The 21709-nt window shown below is 70.7% G+C and carries 18 protein-coding genes; 8 read left to right on the forward strand and 10 right to left on the reverse strand.

All coding sequences use genetic code 11. The features are described from left to right. Nucleotides 1-16: 16 nt before the first annotated feature. Nucleotides 17-1432: an NAD(P)H-quinone dehydrogenase gene (locus tag ASG73_RS08215; protein WP_055993401.1), complete on the forward strand. Its 1416-nt coding sequence runs from the start codon at nucleotides 17-19 to the stop codon at nucleotides 1430-1432. Between the two features lie 106 nt (nucleotides 1433-1538). Further along, nucleotides 1539-1883, forward strand: coding sequence for an antitoxin (locus ASG73_RS08220; protein WP_055993403.1), 345 nt, complete (start codon nucleotides 1539-1541; stop codon nucleotides 1881-1883). Here ASG73_RS08220 and ASG73_RS08225 read toward each other — a convergent pair. From ASG73_RS08225 to ASG73_RS08250, 6 genes are all read right to left on the reverse strand, one after another. Continuing rightward, nucleotides 1844-3853 (reverse strand): MFS transporter, encoded by a 2010-nt coding sequence (locus tag ASG73_RS08225; protein ID WP_055993405.1) that lies wholly within the window; start codon nucleotides 3851-3853, stop codon nucleotides 1844-1846. The two genes, ASG73_RS08220 and ASG73_RS08225, sit on opposite strands and share 40 nt — an antisense overlap. Continuing rightward, nucleotides 3853-5622: an acetyl/propionyl/methylcrotonyl-CoA carboxylase subunit alpha gene (locus ASG73_RS08230; protein ID WP_055993406.1), complete on the reverse strand. Its 1770-nt coding sequence runs from the start codon at nucleotides 5620-5622 to the stop codon at nucleotides 3853-3855. Before ASG73_RS08230 ends, ASG73_RS08225 begins: the two co-directional genes overlap by 1 nt. A gap of 74 nt (nucleotides 5623-5696) precedes the next feature. After that, nucleotides 5697-8417 carry a DUF4153 domain-containing protein gene (locus tag ASG73_RS08235; RefSeq protein ID WP_055993408.1) on the reverse strand — a complete coding sequence of 907 codons (2721 nt, stop codon included), beginning with the start codon at nucleotides 8415-8417 and terminating at the stop codon, nucleotides 5697-5699. Then, nucleotides 8414-9109: a response regulator transcription factor gene (locus ASG73_RS08240; RefSeq protein ID WP_055993410.1), complete on the reverse strand. Its 696-nt coding sequence runs from the start codon at nucleotides 9107-9109 to the stop codon at nucleotides 8414-8416. The genes ASG73_RS08235 and ASG73_RS08240 overlap by 4 nt, the downstream gene beginning before the upstream one ends. Nucleotides 9110-9257: 148 nt before the next feature. After that, entirely contained in the window at nucleotides 9258-10739 is a 1482-nt protein-coding gene (locus ASG73_RS08245; protein ID WP_055993412.1) for a VWA domain-containing protein, read from the reverse strand. Further along, nucleotides 10732-11640, reverse strand: coding sequence for an AAA family ATPase (locus tag ASG73_RS08250; protein ID WP_055993414.1), 909 nt, complete (start codon nucleotides 11638-11640; stop codon nucleotides 10732-10734). Before ASG73_RS08250 ends, ASG73_RS08245 begins: the two co-directional genes overlap by 8 nt. A gap of 63 nt (nucleotides 11641-11703) precedes the next feature. Between ASG73_RS08250 and ASG73_RS08255 the strand changes: the two genes are divergently transcribed. Beyond that, nucleotides 11704-12630 (forward strand): PfkB family carbohydrate kinase, encoded by a 927-nt coding sequence (locus ASG73_RS08255; RefSeq protein WP_055993416.1) that lies wholly within the window; start codon nucleotides 11704-11706, stop codon nucleotides 12628-12630. 33 nt (nucleotides 12631-12663) lie between these two features. Here ASG73_RS08255 and ASG73_RS08260 read toward each other — a convergent pair whose 3' ends face one another. Beyond that, entirely contained in the window at nucleotides 12664-13053 is a 390-nt protein-coding gene (locus tag ASG73_RS08260; protein ID WP_055993418.1) for a MerR family transcriptional regulator, read from the reverse strand. An 86-nt stretch (nucleotides 13054-13139) separates the two neighbouring features. Between ASG73_RS08260 and ASG73_RS08265 the strand changes: the two genes are divergently transcribed. The 3 genes from ASG73_RS08265 (at nucleotide 13140) to ASG73_RS08275 (ending at nucleotide 17126) form a co-directional block, all read left to right on the forward strand. After that, on the forward strand, nucleotides 13140-14336 hold the full coding sequence (locus ASG73_RS08265) for an acyl-CoA dehydrogenase family protein (RefSeq protein WP_055993420.1): 1197 nt from the start codon (nucleotides 13140-13142) through the stop codon (nucleotides 14334-14336). Between the two features lie 27 nt (nucleotides 14337-14363). Continuing rightward, nucleotides 14364-15926 carry an acyl-CoA carboxylase subunit beta gene (locus ASG73_RS08270; protein ID WP_055993422.1) on the forward strand — a complete coding sequence of 521 codons (1563 nt, stop codon included), beginning with the start codon at nucleotides 14364-14366 and terminating at the stop codon, nucleotides 15924-15926. Between the two features lie 126 nt (nucleotides 15927-16052). Next, nucleotides 16053-17126, forward strand: coding sequence for a S8 family peptidase (locus ASG73_RS08275; protein ID WP_055993424.1), 1074 nt, complete (start codon nucleotides 16053-16055; stop codon nucleotides 17124-17126). Here the strand turns inward: ASG73_RS08275 and ASG73_RS08280 are convergent. Beyond that, nucleotides 17072-17746 carry a Maf family protein gene (locus ASG73_RS08280; RefSeq protein ID WP_055993426.1) on the reverse strand — a complete coding sequence of 225 codons (675 nt, stop codon included), beginning with the start codon at nucleotides 17744-17746 and terminating at the stop codon, nucleotides 17072-17074. The two genes, ASG73_RS08275 and ASG73_RS08280, sit on opposite strands and share 55 nt — an antisense overlap. A gap of 139 nt (nucleotides 17747-17885) precedes the next feature. Here ASG73_RS08280 and ASG73_RS08285 point away from each other — a divergent pair, with 139 nt between their 5' ends. Beyond that, nucleotides 17886-19157, forward strand: a complete 1272-nt coding sequence (locus ASG73_RS08285; protein ID WP_055993428.1) for a lipase family protein — start codon at nucleotides 17886-17888, stop codon at nucleotides 19155-19157. Nucleotides 19158-19229: 72 nt separating this feature from the next. On the opposite strand, the gene ASG73_RS08290 is transcribed toward ASG73_RS08285, so the two are convergent. Next, the gene (locus ASG73_RS08290; RefSeq protein WP_055993431.1) at nucleotides 19230-19514 is read right to left on the reverse strand and encodes a hypothetical protein; all 285 of its coding nucleotides are present in this window, start codon (nucleotides 19512-19514) and stop codon (nucleotides 19230-19232) included. Nucleotides 19515-19629: 115 nt separating this feature from the next. On the opposite strand from ASG73_RS08290, the gene ASG73_RS08295 reads away from it, so the two are divergent. After that, entirely contained in the window at nucleotides 19630-19851 is a 222-nt protein-coding gene (locus ASG73_RS08295; RefSeq protein WP_055993433.1) for a hypothetical protein, read from the forward strand. 160 nt (nucleotides 19852-20011) lie between these two features. On the opposite strand, the gene ASG73_RS08300 is transcribed toward ASG73_RS08295, so the two are convergent. Continuing rightward, entirely contained in the window at nucleotides 20012-21703 is a 1692-nt protein-coding gene (locus ASG73_RS08300; RefSeq protein ID WP_055993435.1) for a DUF885 domain-containing protein, read from the reverse strand. Nucleotides 21704-21709: the final 6 nt, after the last annotated feature.

Below are 21709 nucleotides of genomic sequence, written 5' to 3' on the forward strand. Positions count from 1 at the left end.
CTACAAGGGTGGTTGGATGGGTGGCGTGACCCGAACCAGCTCAGTTGTGATCCTCGGCGGCGGACCCGGTGGCTACGAGGCGGCACTCGTCGCCGCGCACCTGGGTGCCGACGTCACCATCGTCGACCGGGACGGCATCGGTGGAGCCGCGGTGCTCACCGACTGCGTCCCCAGCAAGACCCTCATCGCGACCGCCGACTACCTCGGTGGCATCGAGACGGCGGCCGAGCTCGGCGTCCACCTCGAGGACCACGAGGGCGATGTCGCGACGCGGACCGTCGCCGAGCTCGACACGATCAACCGTCGGGTGCTCAGTCTCGCGGCTGCGCAGTCGGCGGACATCTCGGCGCGGCTGGCCGAGGTCGGTGTGCGGGTGGTCCCCGGGGCCGGTCGGCTGACCGCCCCGGGTGAGGTCGTCGTCGAGGGCGAAGGGGGGACCCCCGAGACCCTCAACGCGGACGTGGTTCTGGTGAGCACCGGTGCGACGCCACGGGTGCTGCCGACCGCGCAGCCCGACGGGGAGCGGATCCTCACCTGGCAGCAGATCTACGCGCTGCCGCAGATCCCCGACAAGCTCATCGTCGTCGGCTCCGGTGTCACGGGCGCCGAGCTGGCGCAGGCCTATCTCGGGCTCGGCACGGACGTCACGCTCATCTCCTCTCGCGACCTCGTCCTGCCCGGCGAGGACCAGGACGCGGCCGCGGTCATCGAGGACGTCTTCCGCCGTCGCGGCATGACGGTGCTCAACCGCTCACGGATGGCCTCCGCTGAGCGTCGCGGCGACGGGGTCGTCGTCACCCTCGAGGACGGTCGGGAGGTCGAGGGCAGCCATGTCCTCATCGCCGTCGGCGCCGTGCCCAACACGAGCGACATCGGCCTCGAGGACATCGGCGTCGAGCTCAGCGAGTCCGGGCACATCGTCACCGACCGGGTCTCGCGCACCTCGGTGCGCGGTGTCTACGCCGCAGGCGACTGCACGGGTGTCTTCGCGCTCGCCTCCGTCGCGGCCATGCAGGGCCGCACGGCGATGGCGCACGCACTGGGTGACGCGGTGACCCCCCTTCGCCTCTCGGCGGTGTCGGCCAATGTCTTCACCGACCCGGAGATCGCGACCGTCGGTATGAGCGCCGCGGACGCGGCCGACAACCCCGACGTCGAGGCGGTCATGATGACTCTCTCGCGCAATGCGCGGGCCAAGATGCTCGGCATCGACGAGGGCTTCGTCAAGCTCTTCGCCTACCGGGGGACCGGCACGCTGCTCGGCGGTGTCGTCGTCGCACCGCGGGCCTCCGAGCTGATCTTCCCCGTGGCCATCGCGGTGCAGAACAGGCTCTCCGTCGACCAGGTGGCGTCGACCTTCACGGTCTACCCCTCGCTCACCGGCACGCTCGCCGAGGCGGCCCGACGGCTGCACCCGCTGCGCAGGGACTGAGCCGTCCGCTGGCCGGTACCCGCGGGTCACGTGGCCGACACGAGGTCGGGCGCCCGGCTAGGGTCACGGTAGGGCCGATCGCCGGCCCCGTGTCGAAAGGGCCCAGATGAGCAACAACCCGCAGAAGTTCAACGGTGGCGAGTACGTCGACAAGGCACGTGACGCGGCCAGGGACAACCCGGACAAGGCGCGCAGTGCGATCGACAAGGTCCAGGAGGCGGCCAACCGGCGCACCGGTGGCAAGTTCGGGTCGCTGATCGACAAGGCCGGTGACTTCGTCGAGGACAAGCTGGGTCTCCCGGAGGAGAAGGCGGCCGAGGACACGACGCCGGCTCCCAAGGACGCGGGTGCGCCCGCGCCGAAGCCGCAAGCGCCTGCACCCAAGCAGGACAGTGCGCCCCGCGAGAGCGGTCAGTCCGACTCGACTGGCGGCGGAGTGCTCCCGGGCTGAACCTGCTGGGGCAGCGAAAGCTGCAGATCGATCGTCGCCGAGCGGCCGCCCACCGCCAGGATGTGGCTGTGGGTCGCCCCGGTGTCGCGGTCGACGGCCGTGAGGTCGTAGACGCCCTCCTTGGGCAGCGGCAGCGTGTAGTGACCCGTGTCGTCCGTGCGAACCCAGGAAACCGATCCGCCGCTGCGCTTGGTGATGACCACCGAGGCATTGGCCACAGGGTGATCGAGTGCGTCCGTGATCTCGCCGGTGACGGTCAGCCGCTCCGCCATGGCGAAGGGGGCGAGGTGGCGGTCGTCGGTGAGGTCGACGTAGAAGGACGCCGGCGACCAGCCCACCGCCGAGACGACGAAGAGATGACGGATCGGGCCAGCCGTGGCGACGCTGAAGTCGCCCGCGGAGTCGCTGCGTGACCAGTCCATGTGACTGCCGCGGCCGCCCATGACGGTGACGACCGCACCAGCGAGTCCGACCCCCTTCGGGTCCACGACCTTGCCGCGCACGACGTGGTCGACGGTCAGGGTCTCGATGGACTGGGTGTCGCCCTCGGCAGCGCGCCGGCGCAGGAAGGGCAGGATGAGCACGGCGCTCACCGCTGAGGCCGCCGCTGCGAGGACGAACATCGTGCTCAGGGCGCCGAAGGTCGGGTACCCCTTGGTCGCCGAGGTGATCGTCGCGGCCAGGACTGCGGCCGTGACGGCGCTGGCCGTCGAGGTGCCGACGGAGCGCAGCAGGGTGTTGAGGCCGTTGGCCGCGGCCGTCTCGGTCACGGGGACGGAGCGCATGATCAGCGTCGGGAGGGCCGAGTAGGCGAGTGCCGTACCGATCGTGACGACGACGGTGCCGATGACCACGAGGGTCACGGAGCCGCTGAGCGGCACTCGGGCAAGGTAGGAGACGGCCATGATCACGCCGCCGGCACCGATGGCCACCTCCGGGCCGAAGCGTCGGGTGACCCAACCCGACAGGGGTGCGAGCACGCCGAAGGCAACGGCCGACGGGGCCATCCACAGCCCGGCGTGAAGGGCGTCTAGGCCGAGGCCGTAGCCGGTGGCCTTGGGCGTCTGCAACAGCTGCGTCGACACGAGCATGTTGACGAACATCGCGAAGCCCATGAAGACCGAGATGGTGTTCGCGGCCAGGATGACCGGCTGCGCTGCCGTGCGGATGTCGACGAGCGGGTTGGGGATGCGCAGCTCGAGCGGGATGAAGACCGCGAGCAGCGCGACGCCTGCGGCGAGGCAGCCAAGCGTCCGAGTGTCGACCCAGCCCCAGTCGGCGCCCTTGGAGACGGCCAGGAGCAGGAGGACGAGGGCCAGGCTGAGCAGCACGGCGCCGCGGAAGTCGAAGGCTCCTGCGGTGCGCACATTGGACTCGGAGACCGTCACGAGGACGAGGCCGAGCATGAGGAGCGCGAGCACGCCGGGCAGCCAGAGGACGACATGCCAGTCGAAGGCCTCAGCGAGGAAACCACCCAGAGGAAGGCCCACGCCGGCGCCGATGGCCAAGGTCGCGCTCATCAGGGCGACGGCGAGCGGGACCTTGTCCGGCTCGAGCTCGTCGCGCATGGTCGCGATGCCGATGGGCACGAGCGCCATGCCCATGCCCTGCAGCGCCCTGGCGAGGAGGAGGAAGGGGAGCGAGGTGGACAGACCACCCACGAGTGCGCCGAGCGCGACGATCGCCAGGGTCACGAGGATCATCCGGCGCTTGCCGTACATGTCGGCCATGCGGGAGATGACCGGGGTGGCCACGGCGCCCGCCACCAAGGTGGCGGTGATCATCCAGGAGGCGTTGCCGGCGCTGGTGCCGATGAGGTCGGGCAGGTCAGGGACGAGCGGCAGCACCATCGTCTGCTGGAGCGAGACGACGGTGCCGCAGAGGGCGAGGACAGCGATGACGACGCCGCCCCCGCCACGCCGGGTGGGCGTGGCGGGGGCGGCGTCGATACTCGGGGTGCTGGCGCTCATCAGTCCTTGATCTCGGCGATGACCGCGCCGTTGCTGACCGTGGCGCCGACCTCGGCGGACAGGCCGGTGATCGTGCCAGCCTTGTGGGCGTTGAGAGGCTGCTCCATCTTCATCGCCTCCAGGACGACGATCAGGTCACCCTCGGCGACCTCCTGGCCCTCCTCGACGGCGATCTTCACGATCGTGCCCTGCATGGGGGCGGTGAGGCTGTCGCCGGAGGCCGCGGCAGCGCCGCCACCTCCGCCGGAACGCTTGGGAGCCTTCTTCTTCGCCGCGGCGCCGCCGCCACCGCCGAGCGAGAGACCGCCCGGCAGGACGACCTCGAGGCGCTTGCCGCCGACCTCGACGGTGATCTTCTGGCGCTCGCCCTCGTCCTCGGCGGCCTCGCCGATCTCGCCACCGTAGGGCGCGATCTGGTTGTCGAACTCCGTCTCGATCCAGCGGGTGTGGATGGTGAAGGGAGCGCCGTCCGCCGGCGCGAAGGCCGGGTCGGACACGATGGTCTGGTGGAAGGGCACGACGGTCGGCATGCCCTCGACCACGAGCTCGGACAGGGCGCGGCGGGAGCGCTCGAGGGCCTGCTCACGGGTGGAGCCGGTGACGATGAGCTTGGCGATCATCGAGTCGAAGGCACCGGCGACGGTGTCTCCCTCGACGATGCCGGCGTCCCAGCGCACGCCGGGGCCGGTCGGCACGGTCATCTTGGTGACGGTGCCGGGGGCCGGCATGAAGTTGCGGCCGGCGTCCTCGCCGTTGATGCGGAACTCGAAGGAGTGGCCGCGGGCGATCGGGTCGTCGTAGCCGAGCTCCTCGCCGTCGGCGATGCGCAGCATCTCGCGGACGAGGTCGATGCCGGTGACCTCCTCGGACACGGGGTGCTCGACCTGCAGGCGGGTGTTGACCTCGAGGAAGGAGATCGTGCCGTCCTGGGCGACGAGGTACTCACAGGTGCCGGCGCCGACGTAGCCCGCCTCCTTGAGGATCGCCTTGGAGGCGCGGACGAGCTCGGCGTTCTGCTCGTCGGTGAGGAAGGGGGCCGGAGCCTCCTCCACGAGCTTCTGGTTGCGGCGCTGCAGCGAGCAGTCGCGGGTGGACACGACGACGACATTGCCGTGCTGGTCGGCGAGGCACTGGGTCTCGACGTGGCGCGGCTTGTCGAGGAACTTCTCCACGAGGCACTCGCCGCGGCCGAAGGCCGTGACGGCCTCGCGGACAGCGGACTCGAAGAGCTCGGGGATCTCCTCCATGGTGCGGGCGACCTTGAGGCCGCGACCGCCACCGCCGTAGACCGCCTTGATGGCGATCGGCAGGCCGAACTCCTGCGCGAGTGCGACGACCTCGTCGGCGTCCTTGACCGGGTCCTTGGTGCCCGGAGCAAGGGGGGCATTGGCCTTGACGGCGATGTGCTTGGCCTTGGCCTTGTCGCCGAGGGCGTCGATGGCCGCGGGGCCCGGACCGATCCAGATCAACCCGGCGTCGAGGACGGCCTGGGCGAACTCGGCATTTTCGGCGAGGAAGCCGTAGCCGGGGTGCACGGCGTCGGCGCCGGCGTCCTTGGCGACCTCGAGGAGCTTGTCCTGCAGGAGGTAGCTGTCCGCCGGGGTCTGACCCCCGAGCGCGTACGCCTCGTCAGCGACCTTGACGTGCAGGGCGTCACGGTCGGGCTCGGCATAGACGGCGACGGAGGCTACTCCGGCGTCCGCGCAGGCGCGGGCGATGCGGACGGCGATCTCGCCGCGGTTGGCGATGAGGACTTTGCTGATGGCCATGGGTCGCAGACTACTGGGTGACTGGACCGCTTGATGGCCAGCCCGCATCGTGGCCCGCGCCACCCTCCCGTGGCTCAGCGTCGGTCGCTGGTGCTCAGCCCGCACCCGGGGCGAAGGGAGTACCCCGCCCGGATGTCGTCGGCGCGGGAGCGGGCGAGGTTCCACTCGGGCCAGGTGCTCCCTTCGTCCTGCGTCGTCGAGCGGGAGAGGACGCACGCCTTGACCTCGGCCGGCAGGTCACTCTCGTGGATCGTCGGGACGGCGTCGTCACCCAGCTGCGAGAGGTAGAAGGAGTCGATCTCGCCCGTCTCCTCGTAGAGAGCGATGTTGCGGTCGGCGACGAAGCCGTTGACATTGCCGAGGGACAGCCCGGCGACGAGGACTGCCGCCGAGACGAGCGCGAGCCGCCCCAGCCAGCGACCGCCGACGAAGAGCGAGACGAGCACGCCGAGGACGATGATGCCGAGCCAGACCTCGAAGGCGTCGACGTTGACCCGCAGGGTCGTGTAGCCGAAGGCGTCCTGGTAGAGGGCCATCCGGCGCAGGGCGGAGGCGACGACGAGGAGGGTGAGGACGCACAGGGCCGCGTTCATCCACCTCATCGTGCGTCGGTCGCGGTCGGTGTCGGCGCGCCCCCAGGAGCGCACTCCGGCGATGAGGAGCAGCACGAGCGCGGTCGCGAGGGTCAGCTGGCCGAAGCCCTGCCGGGCCGACTCGGCGTAGGTGACGCCGGCGGTGCGCATGACGTAGTCGTGCCCGCCGATGGTCGCCGCGGCCTGGGCGGCGATGAAGACGACGAAGACCGCGATGACGACACCGAGCGGGATCTGCCACTCCCGCACCGGGATCCGCCGGTCGGTGAGGCGGCTGGAGCGCAGCTCGTCGACCGCTGGCGGGTTGATCGCGAGGTAGAGCCCGGCGAGCATCACACCGGCGAAGAAGACGAGGGTGAAGGCCCGGAAGACGAACATGTCGCTGATGTCGGGCACGAGTGCCGAGGCCCAGGACCCGAGGACGGCGTCGGCGGAGGCGAGCAGGCCGCCGAAGACGACGAGCAGCACGAGGCTGACCGCGCTGATGCGCAGGGCCGCCCAGGTCCGACCGTGCTGCCCGAGCATGCGGACCGTGCGGTCGAGGAGCGGCAGGCCACGCAGCGCCGAGGCCGGCCAGGCGGCGACGGACGCGACCATGCCGCTGACGCGGTGCGCATCGGTGCAGGCGACGGCGGCGAGCACCCCCGCCATGACGGTCGCGAGGAAGATGTACCCCGGGTGCGCTGTGAGGATCGTCGTCAGGCCGAGGGGGAGCGCGAGGGCTGCAGTGAGCCACGACCAGCGGCTGGATCGGCGCGGCGAGGCGAGCCACAGGCAGGCGCCGCCCGCGACGAGGACGAGCAGCAGCCCGAGCCCGAGGTCGTTGTCCGGCAGCACGATCGCGGCCAGCAGGCCGACGACGAGGGCGGCGAGGACGAGCCTCGGTTGCGGTGCGGTCGTCCGCTCGGGCCACCACCGCGACCACGAGAGCGAAGGGGGCGACGTCGCCACCGCTCCCTGCCCTTCGAGACGCTCGCCCGCTGCGCGGACTCGCTCCTCAGGATCCGCAGGCGCGCCAGCGCCGTCTCGAAGGGGAGGGGTGGTGGGGGCGGGCTGGACGGACACGGTGGTCTCCTGGGTCGGTGTGGGCACGGGCCGGTCGGCGGCCAGCGGTGCGGGCGAAGGGGAGGGCCTGGGTGGGGTGAGCGGTAAGGTCATCCGGATCACGGCGCCCCCGGATTCCCCCGCTCCCTGCCCTTCGAGACGGCGCTGGCGCGCCTCCTCAGGACCCGGAGCTTGCCCAGCAAGCGTCTCGAAGGGAACCGCCTGGATGGTCCCGCTGTGCATCGTGACCACCCACGCGGCGATGGCCAGTCCGAGGCCGGTGCCACCCCCTTCGTCACCGCCGGGACCGAAGCGGTGGAAGAGCCGCTCGGCGCGCTCGGGCGAGAGGCCGGGACCGTCGTCGGCGACGGTGAGGGTCCACTGGTGGGCATCGGTGCGTGCGGTCATCGTGACCGTGCCGCCGCTCGGGCTGTGCCGGACGGCGTTGTCGAGCAGGTTGGCGGTGACCTGCGCGAGCCGGGCGGGGTCCCCGGTCACGGTGAGGTCTGCGGGCTCGACATCGACGACGAGGGAGACGTCACGCCCTTGGAGGGCGGCCTCGTCGACGGCGTTGTCGAGGAGGTACTGCACGTGGACTCGACTGGGGGAGAAGGGAACTCCGCGTCCGTCAGGTCGTGACAGGTCGAGCAGGTCGGTGACGAGGGAGGCGAGTCGCTCGGACTGGGCCAGGGCGGCGCGCAGGGTGCTCTCGTCGGGGGGTGTCACGCCGTCGGCGAGGTTTTCCAGCAGGGCCTGCTGGGCGCTCAACGGGGTGCGCAGCTCGTGGGCGACGGTCGCGACGAGGCGACGACGGTGCTCCTCGCTCTGCTCGAGTTCGGTGGCCATCGAGGTGAAGGCGCGGGCGAGCACACCCACCTCGTCCTGCCCGGACGTCGTGATGACGGCGGCGTAGTCCCCCTTCGCCATGCGCTGTGCGGCGTCGGTCATCTGCAGCAGCGGGGTCGTCATGCCCGAGGCGAGCCACCGGGTGACGACGAGAGCGACGCCGACGGTCGCCGGCAGCCCGAGCCACAGGGGGACCCCTGCGTCGGTGCCGATCGTGCCGACCACTGCGGCGACGAGCACGCTGGCGCCGACGAGTACGGCCAGGCGGGTGCGGATCGAGCTGAGCCCGCTGAGGGGCTGCGAGCGGTTCACTGCGCTGAGCCGTCGTCGAGGGCGTAGCCGACGCCGTGCACGGTGCGGATGCGGTGCGCGCCCACCTTGGTGCGCAGGGACTTGATGTGGCTGTCGAGGCTGCCGCGTCCCAGTCCGTCGTCCCAGCCCCACAGGTCGGCGACGATGTGTTCCCGGCGCAGGACGACTCCGGGCTCGCGGGCGAGCAGCGTGATCAGGTCGAACTCGGTCGGCGTGAGGTGCACCGCGTGACCGCTGACGGTGCAGCGCCGGGTGCGCTCGTCGAGGAGCAGTCCGTCGTGCTGCACCGGCCCGTCGTCGCTGCGACCCAGCTCGGCGGCCCGCTCGACACGGCGCAGCAGCGCACGGACCCGGGCGACGACCTCGCGCATCCGGAAGGGCTTGGTGAGGTAGTCGTCGGCGCCGACGCCGAGGCCGACGATGATGTCGCTCTCGTCGTCGCGGGCGGTGAGCATGAGGACGGGCACCGGCCGCTCGGCCTGGATGCGGCGGCAGACCTCGAGCCCGTCGAAGCCGGGGAGCATGAGGTCGAGGACGACGACCTCGGGGGAGTGCTCGGCGAAGGCCTCGACACCGCCTGGTCCGTCGTGGGCCCGGGTGACCTCGAAGCCCTCGGCCACGAAGCGATCCGTCAGGGCCTGGTTGATCGTCGGGTCGTCCTCGACGATCAGGACGCGGGGGCTGGTGCTCATGGACACAAGGCTAGGCAGCCCGACCGGGAGATCTCTGGGACGAGATCTGGAGATCCTCTGCAGATCTCGCCGAGGCCACTGCATTGCCATAGGGCAATGCCGAGAATCTTGCATTGCCCTATGGCAATGCAGGATTCTCGGGTTCGGGTCAGCCCACCGGCAGGCGGGAGACGAACTGCCGCAGCTGCTCGATGTTGCGCACCTCGTGCATGTCGACGACCTGCGCGTACTGGCTGGCGACGGAGTCGCCGGTGTCCCACATGCCCTCGCGCTCCGGGTTGAGCCAGACCGCGTGCCGGGCGCGCGAGACCAGCTCGCGCAGGGCGTCGACCTGCGGGTCGGTGCCGTTGGTGCGGGCGTCGCCGAGGATGAGCACGGTCGAGCGCGGGCCCACCGCGTCGAGGTGGTTCTCGACAGCGTCGACGAAGGCCGAGCCGTAGTCGCTCGAGCCGTGCCAGCGGGTCATCTGCGCCTCGCGGGAGACCCGCTCGCTGATGTCCTCGCCGAACTGCGCCTCGCGCACCAGCTCGGTGATGTCGTCGCAGGTGTTGATGAAGCCGATGAACCGCACCCGACGGAAGGCCCCGGCCAGTGACTGCAGCAGCAGCATCGTGAAGCGGGAGAAGCCCGCGACCGACCCGGACATGTCGCACAGCAGCACGATGTCGGCGCGGCTGCGGGTGCGCCGCTTGTATGCAGGCCGCACCGGCACTCCACCGGTGGACATCGCGGCGCGCAGGGTGCGCCGGATGTCGATGGTCCCCCGGGACTGGCGACGCTGACGGGCGGCCAGCTTGGCCGCGAGCTTGCGCGACAGGGGAGTGATGACGGCGTGCAGCTCGGCCGCCTCGGTCTTGCCGGTGAGGAGGAAGTCCTTGCGCTCCAAGGGATCCCGCACGCCGTAGCGAGCGATGCGCTCTCGACCGCGCACCTCGGCGTTGCGGCGTGCCGCCTCCGTCTCGATCTTGCGGCGGAAGGCCCCGACCCGCCCGCGGATCTCGTCGCGGTCGTAACGGTCGCTGAGCTGCTCGGGTCGCCACGGGCTGCCGGCGCCGCCTCCACCTCCACCCGACGCGCCGCCCGAGCCGGAGCCGGACCCACCCGAGCCTTCACCCGATCCGCCACTGACGTCGCCGGCGTCCCGGGCCCGCTGCAGGGCAGCGGCGATCGCCGTCTGCGGGGCGAGCCGCTCGATGGTCTGGTTGGCCGACCACCCACCGGTCGACGACTCGTTGGACAGGCGGCCCAGCTCCTGCAGCGCCCGGGATGCCAACCGGTCCAGCTCGGCCTGGTCACCGCGGGCGAGTGCGTCGACGAGCTCGTCACGGATGGCGGCGGCGCGCTCCCGGGCGCCGGCCGTGTCGGTGGGGGGCAGGGCCTCCCCTTCGCCCGTGCGGGTGCCGACGGCGGCGGGGAAGTGGATGTCGAAGAGCTGGTCGAAGACCGCCCGGTCCGCGGACCGGCGCATCATCGTCGCGGCCAGGCCGGTGCGCAGGCGCTCGCGGTCCTCCAGGCCGAGCGTCGTTGCGGCAGCAGCGGCATCGGTGATCTCCGAGGTGCCGACGGTCACCCCGTGACGACGAAGGGAGCGGGCCAGGTCGACGAGCCGCTCGCCGAGCGGATCAGGCAAGGGCCCGGTCCAGGTCGAGGGTCCGTGCGGCGAGCTCGATGTCCTCGCGGTGCTTCAGGACGACGCCGAGGGTGGCACGCACCAGGTCGGGCTGCAGGTCCTGGTCCGCGCCGAGGCTGAGCAGCGTGCGCGCCCAGTCGATCGTCTCGGCGACGGACGGCGACTTGCGCAGGCGCATCTCGCGCAGCGCTCCGACGAGGCGCACGACGGAGGCCGCGAGGGTCTCGCCGAGGTCGGGCACCGTCAGGCGCACGATGCGCAGCTCGAGGTCGGCCTCGGGGTAGTCGATGTGCAGGTAGAGGCAGCGGCGACGCAGCGCCTCGGACAGCTCACGGGTGGCATTGGAGGTCAGGACGACGAAGGGGGTCTGGCTCGCCCGGATCGTCCCGAGCTCGGGGACCGTCACCTGGAAGTCCGAGAGCACCTCGAGCAGCAGCCCCTCGATCTCGACGTCAGCCTTGTCGAGCTCGTCGATGAGCAGCACGGTCGGGTGCTCGTTGCGGATCGCGGTGAGCAGGGGGCGCGAGAGGAGGAACTCGTCGGTGAAGATGTCGTCCTTGACCGATGACCAGTCGGCCTCGTCGGCGCCCTGCGTGTTGTGGTGCGCGCCGGCGGCGGTGATGCGCAGCAACTGCTTGGCGTGGTTCCACTCGTAGAGCGCGCGGGCCTCGTCGACACCCTCGTAGCACTGCAGGCGCACCAGCTCACCGTCCGTGGCGTCGGCGACGGCAGCGCTGAGCGCGGTCTTGCCGACGCCGGCCGGACCCTCGATGAGCAGCGGCTTGCCCAGCTGGTCGGCCAGGTAGACCGTGGTCGCGATCGCGTCGGAGGCGAGGTAGCCGTGGTCGGCGAGGCGCTCGCGGACATCATCGACGGAGGTGAAGCGAGGGGTGTGCGTCATGGTTGCAGTCTGCCGCAGGGCGATGAGCGACCGCTCACCGCTGGGTGGGTAACGTGACGGCCCATGAGCCCCCGGGTCATCCACACCGCCCAGGCCCTCGTCGACGTCGTCGTCGAGGTGCCCGCACTCCCTCGCCGTGGCGGCAACGCCATGGCGTCGACCGCGACGCGCTACGCCGGGGGAGCGGTGACGATCCTGCTCGCTGCCGTCAGGTCAGGTGCAGCGGCCGTGCATGCCGGGGCCCACGGGCGTGGCCCCAATGGAGACCTCGTGAGGGCGACCCTTGCGGCAGAGGGCGTCTCGCTGTCGGCTCCGATCACCGAGGACCTCGACACCGGCATCTGCGTCGTCATGATCGAGCCGTCCGCGGAGCGCACCTTCGTCACGACCCAGGAGGCCGAGCGGCAGATCACGCCGCAGTCGCTGCAGACGAGCAACCCGGTCGCCGGGGACCTGGTCTGCGTCAGCGGCTACTCCTTCGTCGGCTCGACGCGGGACCCGCTCATCACCTGGCTGGAGTCCCTGCCGGACGAGGTCGTCGTGGTGCTCGACCCGGGTGCCGTCTTCGCGGAGCTGGGCTCCTCCCTTCGCTCCCGCATCGTGGCGCTCACCGATGTGTGGACCGGCAACGGCGAGGAGTCCGAGGACTTCGGTGGGGCGCAGGGGATGGGGCCGGCCGCCGAGGCCGTCGCCGCACTGCTGAGGCCGGGGGCCGTCGCCGTCGTGCGCGATGGCGAGGAGGGGTGTGCCGTGCACGTCGACGGCGTGACCACGGTCGTGCCGGGCTACCCGGAGAAGGCGATCGACACCAATGGCGCCGGCGACACCCACACCGGGGTCCTGCTCGCGGAGCGGGCGAAGGGGGTGGCCTGGCCCGATGCCTGTCGCCGGGCCAACGCGGCCGGCGCCATCAAGGTCACCCGTCGCGGCCCGACGACTGCGCCCACGGCCGCGGAGATCGACGCCTACCTCGCCAGCCACGCTGGCTGACGTCGGCTTCGAGATGCTTGCTGCGCAAGCTCCTCAGCCAGCGTCGGGACGGGCGTCGAGGTCGGTCCGGCAGCGCTGCTCGAAGGTGTCCAGCTCGGACAGCGCGTCGTCGATGTCACGCCGCCGCTGCACGAGGTCCTCGCGACGCTCGTCGATCTGCGACAGGACGTACTCCAGCTGGCTGCGCCGGCCGCGCGGTGCGTCGTAGAGATTGATGATCGTGGCGATCTCGTCCAGGGGGAAGCCGAGGCGCTTGCCGCGCAGGATGAGTGACAGGCGCGTCCGGTCGCGGCGGTGGAAGATGCGCACCGTGCCCTGCCGCTCGGGGGAGATCAGGCCGATGTCCTCGTAGTGGCGGATCGTGCGCGTGGTCACGCCGAACTCGTCCGCGATCTCGCGGATGGTCCAGGTGGGGCTTGTCATGAACCGAGATCATGCTTTACGTTGACGTTAACGTCAAGCAAAGGTGCTCACCGATCACACGGTCGAAGTGCCACGAAAGGCCGGGAATGTTCGAGCTGTCTCAAGACCATGAGGACTTTCGCGCCAGCGTGCGCGACTTCGCCGAGAAGGAGGTCGAGCCGCACGTCGCCCAGTGGGACAAGGACCACCATCTCCCGCTCGAGGTCGTCAGCCGGATGGGCGATCTGGGCCTCTTCGGTCTCGTCGTCCCCGAGGCCTGGGGCGGCTCCGCCGAGACCGTCGACGGCGTCGTGCAGTCCGACTTCACCGCCCTGTGCGTCGCGATCGAGGAGCTCGGCCGCGTCGACCAGTCGATCGGCATCACGCTCTCGGCCGGGGTCGGGCTGGGCATCAACCCGATCCTCACCTACGGCACGGACGAGCAGCGCGACACCTGGCTGCCCGACCTCGTCGCGGGCAAGGCGCTCGCCGGCTTCGGCCTGACCGAGCCCGACGCCGGGTCCGACGCGGGCGGTACCCGCACCACCGCCAAGCGCGACGGCGACGAGTGGGTCATCGACGGCGCCAAGTCCTTCATCACCAACTCCGGCACCGACATCACCTCACTGGTGACCGTCACCGCCCGCACGGGCACGAGCGACGAGGGCCGCCCGCAGATCTCGGCGATCATCGTCCCGAGCGGTACGCCCGGCTTCACCGTCGAGGCGCCCTACGACAAGCTCGGGTGGAACATCTCCGACACCCACGGCCTGAGCTTCGCCGGCTGCCGCGTCCCCGCGGACAACCTCGTGGGAGGGGAGGGGCAGGGCTTCCGCCAGTTCCTCAAGACCCTCGACGACGGCCGCATCGCGATCTCCGCGCTCGCCACCGGGCTGATCCAGCGGATGCTCGAGGAGTCGACCGAGTACGCCAAGACCCGAACCGCCTTCGGCCGGCCGATCGGTGCCAACCAGGGCGTGTCCTTCCAGGTGTCCGACCTCGCCGTCATGGCCGAGACCTCGCGTGTGCTGACCTACAAGGCCGCGTGGCTCAAGGACGAGGCCGACCGTGGTCGCCGTTCGGTCAAGGAGGTCGCCAAGGCCGCCTCGATCGCCAAGCTCTACAGCTCCGAGGCCGCGGTGAGCGCGACCCGCATCGCGACCCAGATCTTCGGTGGCAACGGCTTCATGGAGGAGTACCCGGTCGCGCGGTTCTACCGTGATGCCAAGATCCTCGAGATCGGCGAAGGTACCTCCGAGGTCCAGCGCATGGTCATCGCCCGCCACCTCGGCCTCCCGGTCTGAGTGCCGGACCGAGCGACAAGGAGCATCATGACCACTCATCCACTGGACCCCAAGGTCGAGGACGTCCGTCGTCGCCTGCGTGAGGCCCACGCAGCCTCCGAGCGTCCGACCGACAAGGCCGCCGCCAAGCTGGAGTCGCAGAACAAGCTCTACGTGCGCGACCGCATCGCGCTGCTCGTCGACGAGGGGACCTTCGTCGAGGACGGGCGCTACGCCAACGCGCTGTCGGCAGGGCTGCCGGCGGACGGCGTCGTCACCGGTCGTGCGCTCGTCGACGACCGACCCGTGATCATCATCGCCAACGACCCGACCGTGAAGGCCGGCTCGTGGGGTGCGCGCACGGTCGAGAAGATCGTCCGCTCGACCGAGACGGCGCTGCGCGAGGAGCTGCCGGTCTTCTGGCTCGTCGACTCCGCCGGCGCGCGGATCACCGACCAGGTCGAGATGTTTCCCGGGCGCCGCGGCGCCGGGCACATCTTCCACAACCAGGTCGCGTTGTCGGGCAAGGTCCCGCAGATCTGCTGCCTCTTCGGCCCCAGCGCTGCCGGTGGGGCCTACATCCCCTCCTTCACCGACCTCGTCATCATGGTCGAGGGCAATGCGTCGATGTACCTCGGCAGCCCTCGGATGGCCGAGATGGTCGTCGGCGAGAAGGTCTCGCTCGACGAGATGGGCGGGGCCCGCATGCACTGCACCGTCAGTGGTGTCGGCGACGTCCTCGTCCAGGACGACACCGAGGCCATCGAGACGGCGAAGCTCTGGCTGAGCTACCTCCCGCTCAACTGGCGCAGTGCCCTCCCTTCGTACGCACCGGAGGAGCCCTCGACCCCGCTCACGGGCGCGACCATCCCCGAGCGTGAGTCGCAGCCCTTCGACGTCCACGAGGTCATCGACGGACTCGTCGACGACGACTCCTTCTTCGAGGTCAAGGCGCTCTTCGCCCCCGAGCTCGTCATCGGCCTCGGCCGGATGTCGGGGGAGACCGTCGGCATCGTCGCCAACAACTCGATGGCCAAGGGCGGGGTGCTCTTCACCGACAGCGCCGACAAGGCGGCCCGCTTCATCTGGCTGTGCGACGCCTACTCCATCCCGCTCATCTACCTGGCCGACGTGCCCGGCTTCATGATCGGCTCCGAGGTCGAGCGCGGCGGCATCATCCGCCACGGCGCCAAGATGGTCTCGGCCGTCGCGTCGGCAACCGTGCCGCAGTTCTGCGTCATCATCCGCAAGGCCTACGGCGCCGGGCTCTACGCGATGGGTGGGCCCGGCTTCGCGCCGGACGCCACGATCGCGCTGCCCACCGCGCGGATCGCGGTCATGGGCCCGGAGGCAGCGGTCAACGCCGTCTACGCCAACAAGATCGCGCAGGTCGAGGCCGACGAAGGGGAGGCTGCTCGCGACGCGTACATCGCGGCCCAGCGGGCCGAGTACGAGGAGGACGTCGACCTCGAGCGCCTGGCGGCCGACCTCGTCCTCGACCAGGTCATCGAGCCGGAGCAGCTGCGCGACGAGCTGCTCGCTCGGCTGCGTCACGCTCGCGGTCGCGACCGCAGCTTCTCCGAGCGTCGGCGCGGTATCCCGCCGGTCTGATCCGGGGTCGGCAGTGCCGGACGGGTGGGCGATGGGGTGACCCGTCTCCCACCCGTTCGCGCTGCAGGGACGTGACTTCATCGTTACCGTGGAGTAACCAACGTTCCCCTGACGAAGGATCCCCTGATGAAGCGCTTCACTGCTCCCTTCGCCGCCGCAGCCTGTGCGATCGGCCTCGTGGCCACTGCCGGCTCCGCCGGTGCCGCGACGAACGACCCCCTCCGCCCCGACCTCTGGGGCCTCGACCAGGTCCACGCCGAGCAGGCGTGGGCGACGACCCGTGGCGAGGGGGCCGTCGTCGCCGTCGTCGACACCGGCGTCGACCTCACCCACCCCGACCTCGCCGGGCGCCTCGTGCCGGGCGCCGACTTCGTCTGCGGTGACGTCAAGGGCTCCTGCGGTGACGGCAGCTGGAAGGGCCTGGACGGTGTCGGGCAGGACCCCGACGTCCACGGCACCCACGTGTCCGGCACGGTCGCGGCCGTGGCGGACAACGGCATCGGTGTCGCCGGTGTCGCGCCGGACGCCGAGATCATGCCGATCAAGGTCCTCGAGGACGGCGCTGGCACCACCGAGGACATCGCCGAGGGCGTCCGCTACGCCGCGGACCACGGCGCCGATGTCGTCAACCTCAGCCTCGGTGGCCTGCCCGGCACCCAGCTGCTGACGATCATCGGTGCCGACACGGTGATGAAGGACGCGATCCAGTACGCGCGCGACAAGGGCACGCTGACCGTCGCGGCCGCCGGCAACAGCTCGACGTTGCTGTGCAACGACCCGGCCTTCAGCAGCGACTCGATCTGCGTCGGCGCGACCGACCGCAACGAGATGAAGTCCTACTTCTCCGAGCTGCCGATCAAGCTCAGCGGCAAGGGTGTCGCCGCCCCGGGTGGCTCCGGTCGGCTGCTCGGCGGGCCGTGCTCCGACGACATCCTCTCCACCGTGCCGCAGGGCACCGGCACCGACGAGTGCGGTGAGGGCAAGGACTACGCCGCCTTCGCCGGGACGTCGATGGCGACCCCCCACGTCGCTGGTGTCGCGGCGCTCCTCTACGCGCAGGGCCGCAGCATGGACAGCGTCGAGCAGGCGATCCTGACGACCGCACGTCAGCCCTTCCTCGACCTGCGCGGCAGCTTCAGCCCCCTCTACGGCGCCGGCATCGTCGACGCCGAGGCCGCGGTGGCCACCCCGGTCTCCTGACCCGCTGCGACGCTCCACCAGTCGACCCCCAGGTCGCCCAAGAGGCGCCGTAGCAGGGGCAGACACAGTCCGATGACGGTGCTCGGGTGCCCCTCGATCGACTCGACGAAGGGGGCACCCAGCCCGTCGAGGGTGAAGCCGCCGGCCACGTGCAGCGGCTCGCCCGTCGCGACATAACCCTCGATCTCGGCATCACTCACCGAGGCGAACCTGACGGTCGCACTCGCCGGAGCACCGGCGGTGCGGCCGTCACGCATGTCGATGAGGTGGTGCCCCGTGTGCAGGACCGCCGAGCGACCGCTGACCTGGTGCCACCGCTCGCGGGCGATGTCGGGTGTCCCCGGCTTGCCGTGCACCCGTCCGTCCACCTCGAGGACCGAGTCGCAGGCGAGGACCAGGTCGGCTTGCTCCTGCCCGATGCGCTCGGCGACGGCCGCTCCCTTCGCCTCGGCCAGCAGCTGGGCCAGACGCGAGGGCGACAGCTGCGGATCCTGCTGGCGGGCGGCTGCCTCGACGGCATCCTCGTCGACAGCGCTGACCACGACCAGCGGCTCGATGCCACTGGAACGCAGCAGATGCAGACGTGCGGGTGATGCAGAGGCCAGGACGAGTGAGCGCATGCCCACATCATCCACTGGTTGCCAGCAACCCAACTCACCAGTAACTTGTCCTCACCGCAACACCACTGACGATGTCGTCGGCCCGGGAGCATCCTGCCTGACCGGAGAGACATCGATCCCTCCTCATGACAGGAAGTCCATGTCCTCCACGAAGATGCGCGCCGTCGCGGCAGCCGCCGTCGTCTGCGCGCTCGGTCTGCCCCTGGCCGGGCAGGCCACCGCCGGTCCCGCCGACATCCCCGGCACTGCTGGCGCCCAGACGATCACCGGTACCCCGGAGCCGGCCCGGCCCGCGTTCTACGAGCCGCCGGCCTCGATCCCGAGCACGCCGGGCACGATCATCCGCAGCGAGCCGGCCCCGCTGCTGCTCGACCCGTTCGGCCTCTCGTCCAGTCTCGTGACCGCCACGCGGATCATGTACTCCTCCACGGACGGGGACGGCATCCCGATCGCCGTCACCGGCACGGTCTTCGTCCCGAAGGCGCAGTACATCGGCGTGTCCAAGCGTCCGCTGATCTCCTACGCACCCGGCACCCAGGGCCTGGGCGACCGCTGTGCCCCGTCACGCCAGATGGAGAGCTTCGTCGAGTACGAGGGCGTCGGCATCTCGCGCACCGTGGGTCGTGGCTACGCCGTCGGCGTCACCGACTTCCAGGGTCTCGGGACGCCGGGCACGCACACCTACATGGCGCGTGAGCCCCAGGGCCGCGCGACCCTCGACATGGCCCGCGCCGCGAAGAACCTCCAGGGCAGTGGTCTGGACGACACCAACCCGATCGGTCTCATGGGGTACTCGCAGGGTGGCGGCGCCGCTGCTGCGGCGGCCGAGCTGGCCTCCTCCTACGCGCCGGAGCTCAACATCAAGGGATCGGCCATCGGTGCGCCGCCGGCGGACCTGGCCAAGGTGGGGGCGAACATCGACGGCACGACCTACACCCTCTTCGCCCTCTTCGCCATGCTGGGGGTCGCGACCTCCGAGCACATCGACGTCGCCCCGTATCTCAACGACGCGGGCAAGCAGCTGGCGGGCCAGGTCGAGGACGCCTGCGTGCTGGATCTCTTCGAGTACGCCAACCTGGACACCTCGAAGTACACGAAGAGCGGCAAGGACCTGACCTCGCTGCTGTCGGAGGAGCCCTTCAGGTCGGCGGTCGCCAACCAGAAGATCGGCAAGATCAAGCCCAACGCGCCGGTCCAGATCAACCACGCGATCGGTGACGACGTCATCCCCTACGCGGTCGGCAAGAAGCTCGGGAGCGACTGGTGTGACAAGGGCACCCGCGTGACCTTCAACGCGGGCCTGATCCCGACGCACGTCGGCGGCTTCGTCCCGCACGTGGAGAAGTCGATGTGGTTCTTCGAGGCCCGCTTCGCGGGTCACAACCAGGTCAACAGCTGCTGGCTGCTCTGACCAACACCATGCGAAGAAGGGAGTGACACCGATCTCGGTGTCACTCCCTTCGTCGTCCGTCGTCGTGCCGGCTCAGGAGAAGGTCGACCCATCCTTGACGTGGTCGCTCGCAGTGTTGGTCGTGCTCTGGGGAGGCCCGGCGGTGGATGACGCGTCGGTGGGCGTGGACGAGGCGGTCAGGACGGCCGAGGTGACCGCATGCTCAGCGCCGGCGCCGAGCGCCCCGTGGTCGACGACGACGGTGAGGGTACGAGACCCGTCGGAGTAGATGACCTCGCTGCTGCCGGCGTACTCGATCGTCGACGCGCGCCTCCAGCTGGGGCCCCCGGCGGGCATCTGAGCGAAGAGCTCGCTCACTGCGGCAGCGGTGCCGTAGGTGGACGCCGAGGCGCGGTCCCCCCGCCCCCACGCCCGGATGAAGGCGTCGGCGTAGTCGCCCGGGCGGCTCGGACGCGCCTCGTCGTCGGGGGCGGTGCTGCTCGGGCTGGACGTCTGCGTCCCCGTCGGCGTCGAGGTCGATGACGAGGCGCCGGACGGGGAGGAGGACGAGCTCGACGCAGAGGACGACGACGAGGAGGAGGAAGAGGAGGAGGACGACGAGGACGAGGAGGACGTGCTGCGTGACCTGCGCGTCGAGGACGGGGAGCTGGTCACCGTCTGGGTCGTCGGGGCATTGCTCGTCGAGCTCGAGTAGGTGACGGTGACGGTCTCCGGGCCCGGGGGAGTGCCGTCGTCAGGGCTCGCGGAGCACCCGGCCACGACGATCGTCGCGGCAAGGACGTACACGGACCCCCGGAAGCACCTCACACCTGCGATCGTAGTGGCGTCCCGCCATCGTGCATGGGCCATCATGCTCAGCTCTGCGCGCCACCGAGCACGGCCGAGCTCAGGGTGTCGAGCCCGACGCTGCCGATGTCCAGGGCCCGACGGTGGAAGGCCACGAGGTCGAAGTCCGCGCCCTGACGACGAGACGTCTCCTCGCGCAGCTGCATCCACAACCGCTCGCCGATCTTGTAGCTCGGTGCCTGTCCCGGCCAGCCGAGGTAGCGGTCGAGCTCGAAGCGCAGGAAACCGTCGTCCATGTTGGCGTGTGCCGACAAGAAGGCCCAGGCCTTGTCGTAGGTCCACTCGCCGCCACCGACCTCGGTGGGAGCCTCGAAGCCGCAGTGCACACCGATGTCGAGGACGACCCGCGCTGCTCGCAGCGACTGCCCGTCGAGCAGCCCCATCCGGTTGCCGGGGTCGTCCATGTGCCCCAGCTCGGCCATGAGCCACTCGGCATACAGGGCCCAGCCCTCGCCGTGGCCGGAGGTCCAGGAGGCGAGCCGGCGCCAGCGGTTGAGCAGCTCCTTGCGGTGGATCGTCTGGCCGACCTGGAGGTGATGGCCGGGGACGCCCTCGTGGTAGACGGTCGTCAGCTCGCGCCAGGTGCCGAACTCGGTGACGCCCTTGGGCACCGACCACCACATGCGACCCGGTCGGGAGAAGTCGTCGCTCGGTCCCGTGTAGTAGATCCCGCCGGTCTCGGTCGGCGCGATGAGGCACTCGATGGTGCGCACCGGCTCGGGGATGTCCATGTGCGGGGCAACCAGCTCGATCGCCTCGTCGGCAGTGCGCTGCATCCACTCGCGCAGCGCGTCGGTGCCGTGCAGCTGGTAGCGCTCGTCGGCGTCGAGGAGCGCGATGGCCTCCTTGACGCTGGCCCCGGGGCGGATCTCCTGCGCGACGGACTCCATCTGGGCGGTGATCCGGGCGAGCTCCTCCTGACCCCACGCGTAGGTCTCCTCGAGGTCGATCGTGGCCCCGAGGAAGGCGCGCGAGTGCAGCTGGTAGGCCTCCCGGCCGCAGGCGTCGGTCTCGGGAGCCTGGTCGCGCAGGGGCTCCAGCCGGACCGCGAGGTCGCGGTAGGCGTCGGCTGCGGCCGCGACGGAGCGGGCGAGGTCGGCGGCGACGGGGTCGGGGAGGGGCGCGCCTCCGTCGAGGGTGGCGCCGGCGAGCAACCCGGCGAAGTAGCCGTCCGGGGTGGTGAGGTCCGCGCACTGCTCGATGCATCGCTCGTACTGACGAAGGGGGGCGATCCTCCCCTTCGCCGCGGCAGCGGTCAGCGACTGCGTCCACTGCTCGAGCGCGGCCGGCACCTTGCCCATACGGGTGGCGATGGTCGTCCAGTCGTCGGCCGTCGCGGTCGCCATGATGTCGAAGACGTCCCGCACCGCCTGCATCGGGGAGGCGATGACGTTGATCTCCTGCAGGTCCAGACCTGCAGCGTGGAGCTCCTCGGCGAGCCCCAGTCGCTCACGCATCGCCTCGAGCGTCACGCGGTCGACGTCATCGACGGGGGTGGCCTGCTCGAGTGCAGCGAGCGTCTCCTGCCGCAGCTCAGAGGCCGCTTCGAACCCGGCTGGCGAGAGGTCGTCGAGCTCGCTCTCGCGACCCGGCAGCCCGAGGTAGGTCGCCGTGATGGGCGACAGGGCGACCTCGCGGTCGAGGTGGGCCTCGGCGATGCGGTCGATGGCGGTCTGGGGGCGGCTCTGCTCCTGGGTCACCCCCGG

The organism is Janibacter sp. Soil728 (assembly GCF_001428305.1).
Taxonomy (GTDB): Bacteria; Actinomycetota; Actinomycetes; order Actinomycetales; family Dermatophilaceae; genus Janibacter.

What these genes read in the sequence shown, in the direction of transcription:
- ASG73_RS08215 (WP_055993401.1), top strand. Translation starts at nt 17, where the DNA reads ATGGGTGGCGTGACCCGAACCAGCTCAGTTGTGATCCTCGGCGGCGGA.
- ASG73_RS08220 (WP_055993403.1), top strand. Translation starts at nt 1,539, where the DNA reads ATGAGCAACAACCCGCAGAAGTTCAACGGTGGCGAGTACGTCGACAAG.
- ASG73_RS08225 (WP_055993405.1), bottom strand. Translation starts at nt 3,853, where the DNA reads ATGAGCGCCAGCACCCCGAGTATCGACGCCGCCCCCGCCACGCCCACC.
- ASG73_RS08230 (WP_055993406.1), bottom strand. Translation starts at nt 5,622, where the DNA reads ATGGCCATCAGCAAAGTCCTCATCGCCAACCGCGGCGAGATCGCCGTC.
- ASG73_RS08240 (WP_055993410.1), bottom strand. Translation starts at nt 9,109, where the DNA reads ATGAGCACCAGCCCCCGCGTCCTGATCGTCGAGGACGACCCGACGATC.
- ASG73_RS08250 (WP_055993414.1), bottom strand. Translation starts at nt 11,640, where the DNA reads ATGACGCACACCCCTCGCTTCACCTCCGTCGATGATGTCCGCGAGCGC.
- ASG73_RS08255 (WP_055993416.1), top strand. Translation starts at nt 11,704, where the DNA reads ATGAGCCCCCGGGTCATCCACACCGCCCAGGCCCTCGTCGACGTCGTC.
- ASG73_RS08260 (WP_055993418.1), bottom strand. Translation starts at nt 13,053, where the DNA reads ATGACAAGCCCCACCTGGACCATCCGCGAGATCGCGGACGAGTTCGGC.
- ASG73_RS08265 (WP_055993420.1), top strand. Translation starts at nt 13,140, where the DNA reads ATGTTCGAGCTGTCTCAAGACCATGAGGACTTTCGCGCCAGCGTGCGC.
- ASG73_RS08270 (WP_055993422.1), top strand. Translation starts at nt 14,364, where the DNA reads ATGACCACTCATCCACTGGACCCCAAGGTCGAGGACGTCCGTCGTCGC.
- ASG73_RS08275 (WP_055993424.1), top strand. Translation starts at nt 16,053, where the DNA reads ATGAAGCGCTTCACTGCTCCCTTCGCCGCCGCAGCCTGTGCGATCGGC.
- ASG73_RS08280 (WP_055993426.1), bottom strand. Translation starts at nt 17,746, where the DNA reads ATGCGCTCACTCGTCCTGGCCTCTGCATCACCCGCACGTCTGCATCTG.
- ASG73_RS08285 (WP_055993428.1), top strand. Translation starts at nt 17,886, where the DNA reads ATGTCCTCCACGAAGATGCGCGCCGTCGCGGCAGCCGCCGTCGTCTGC.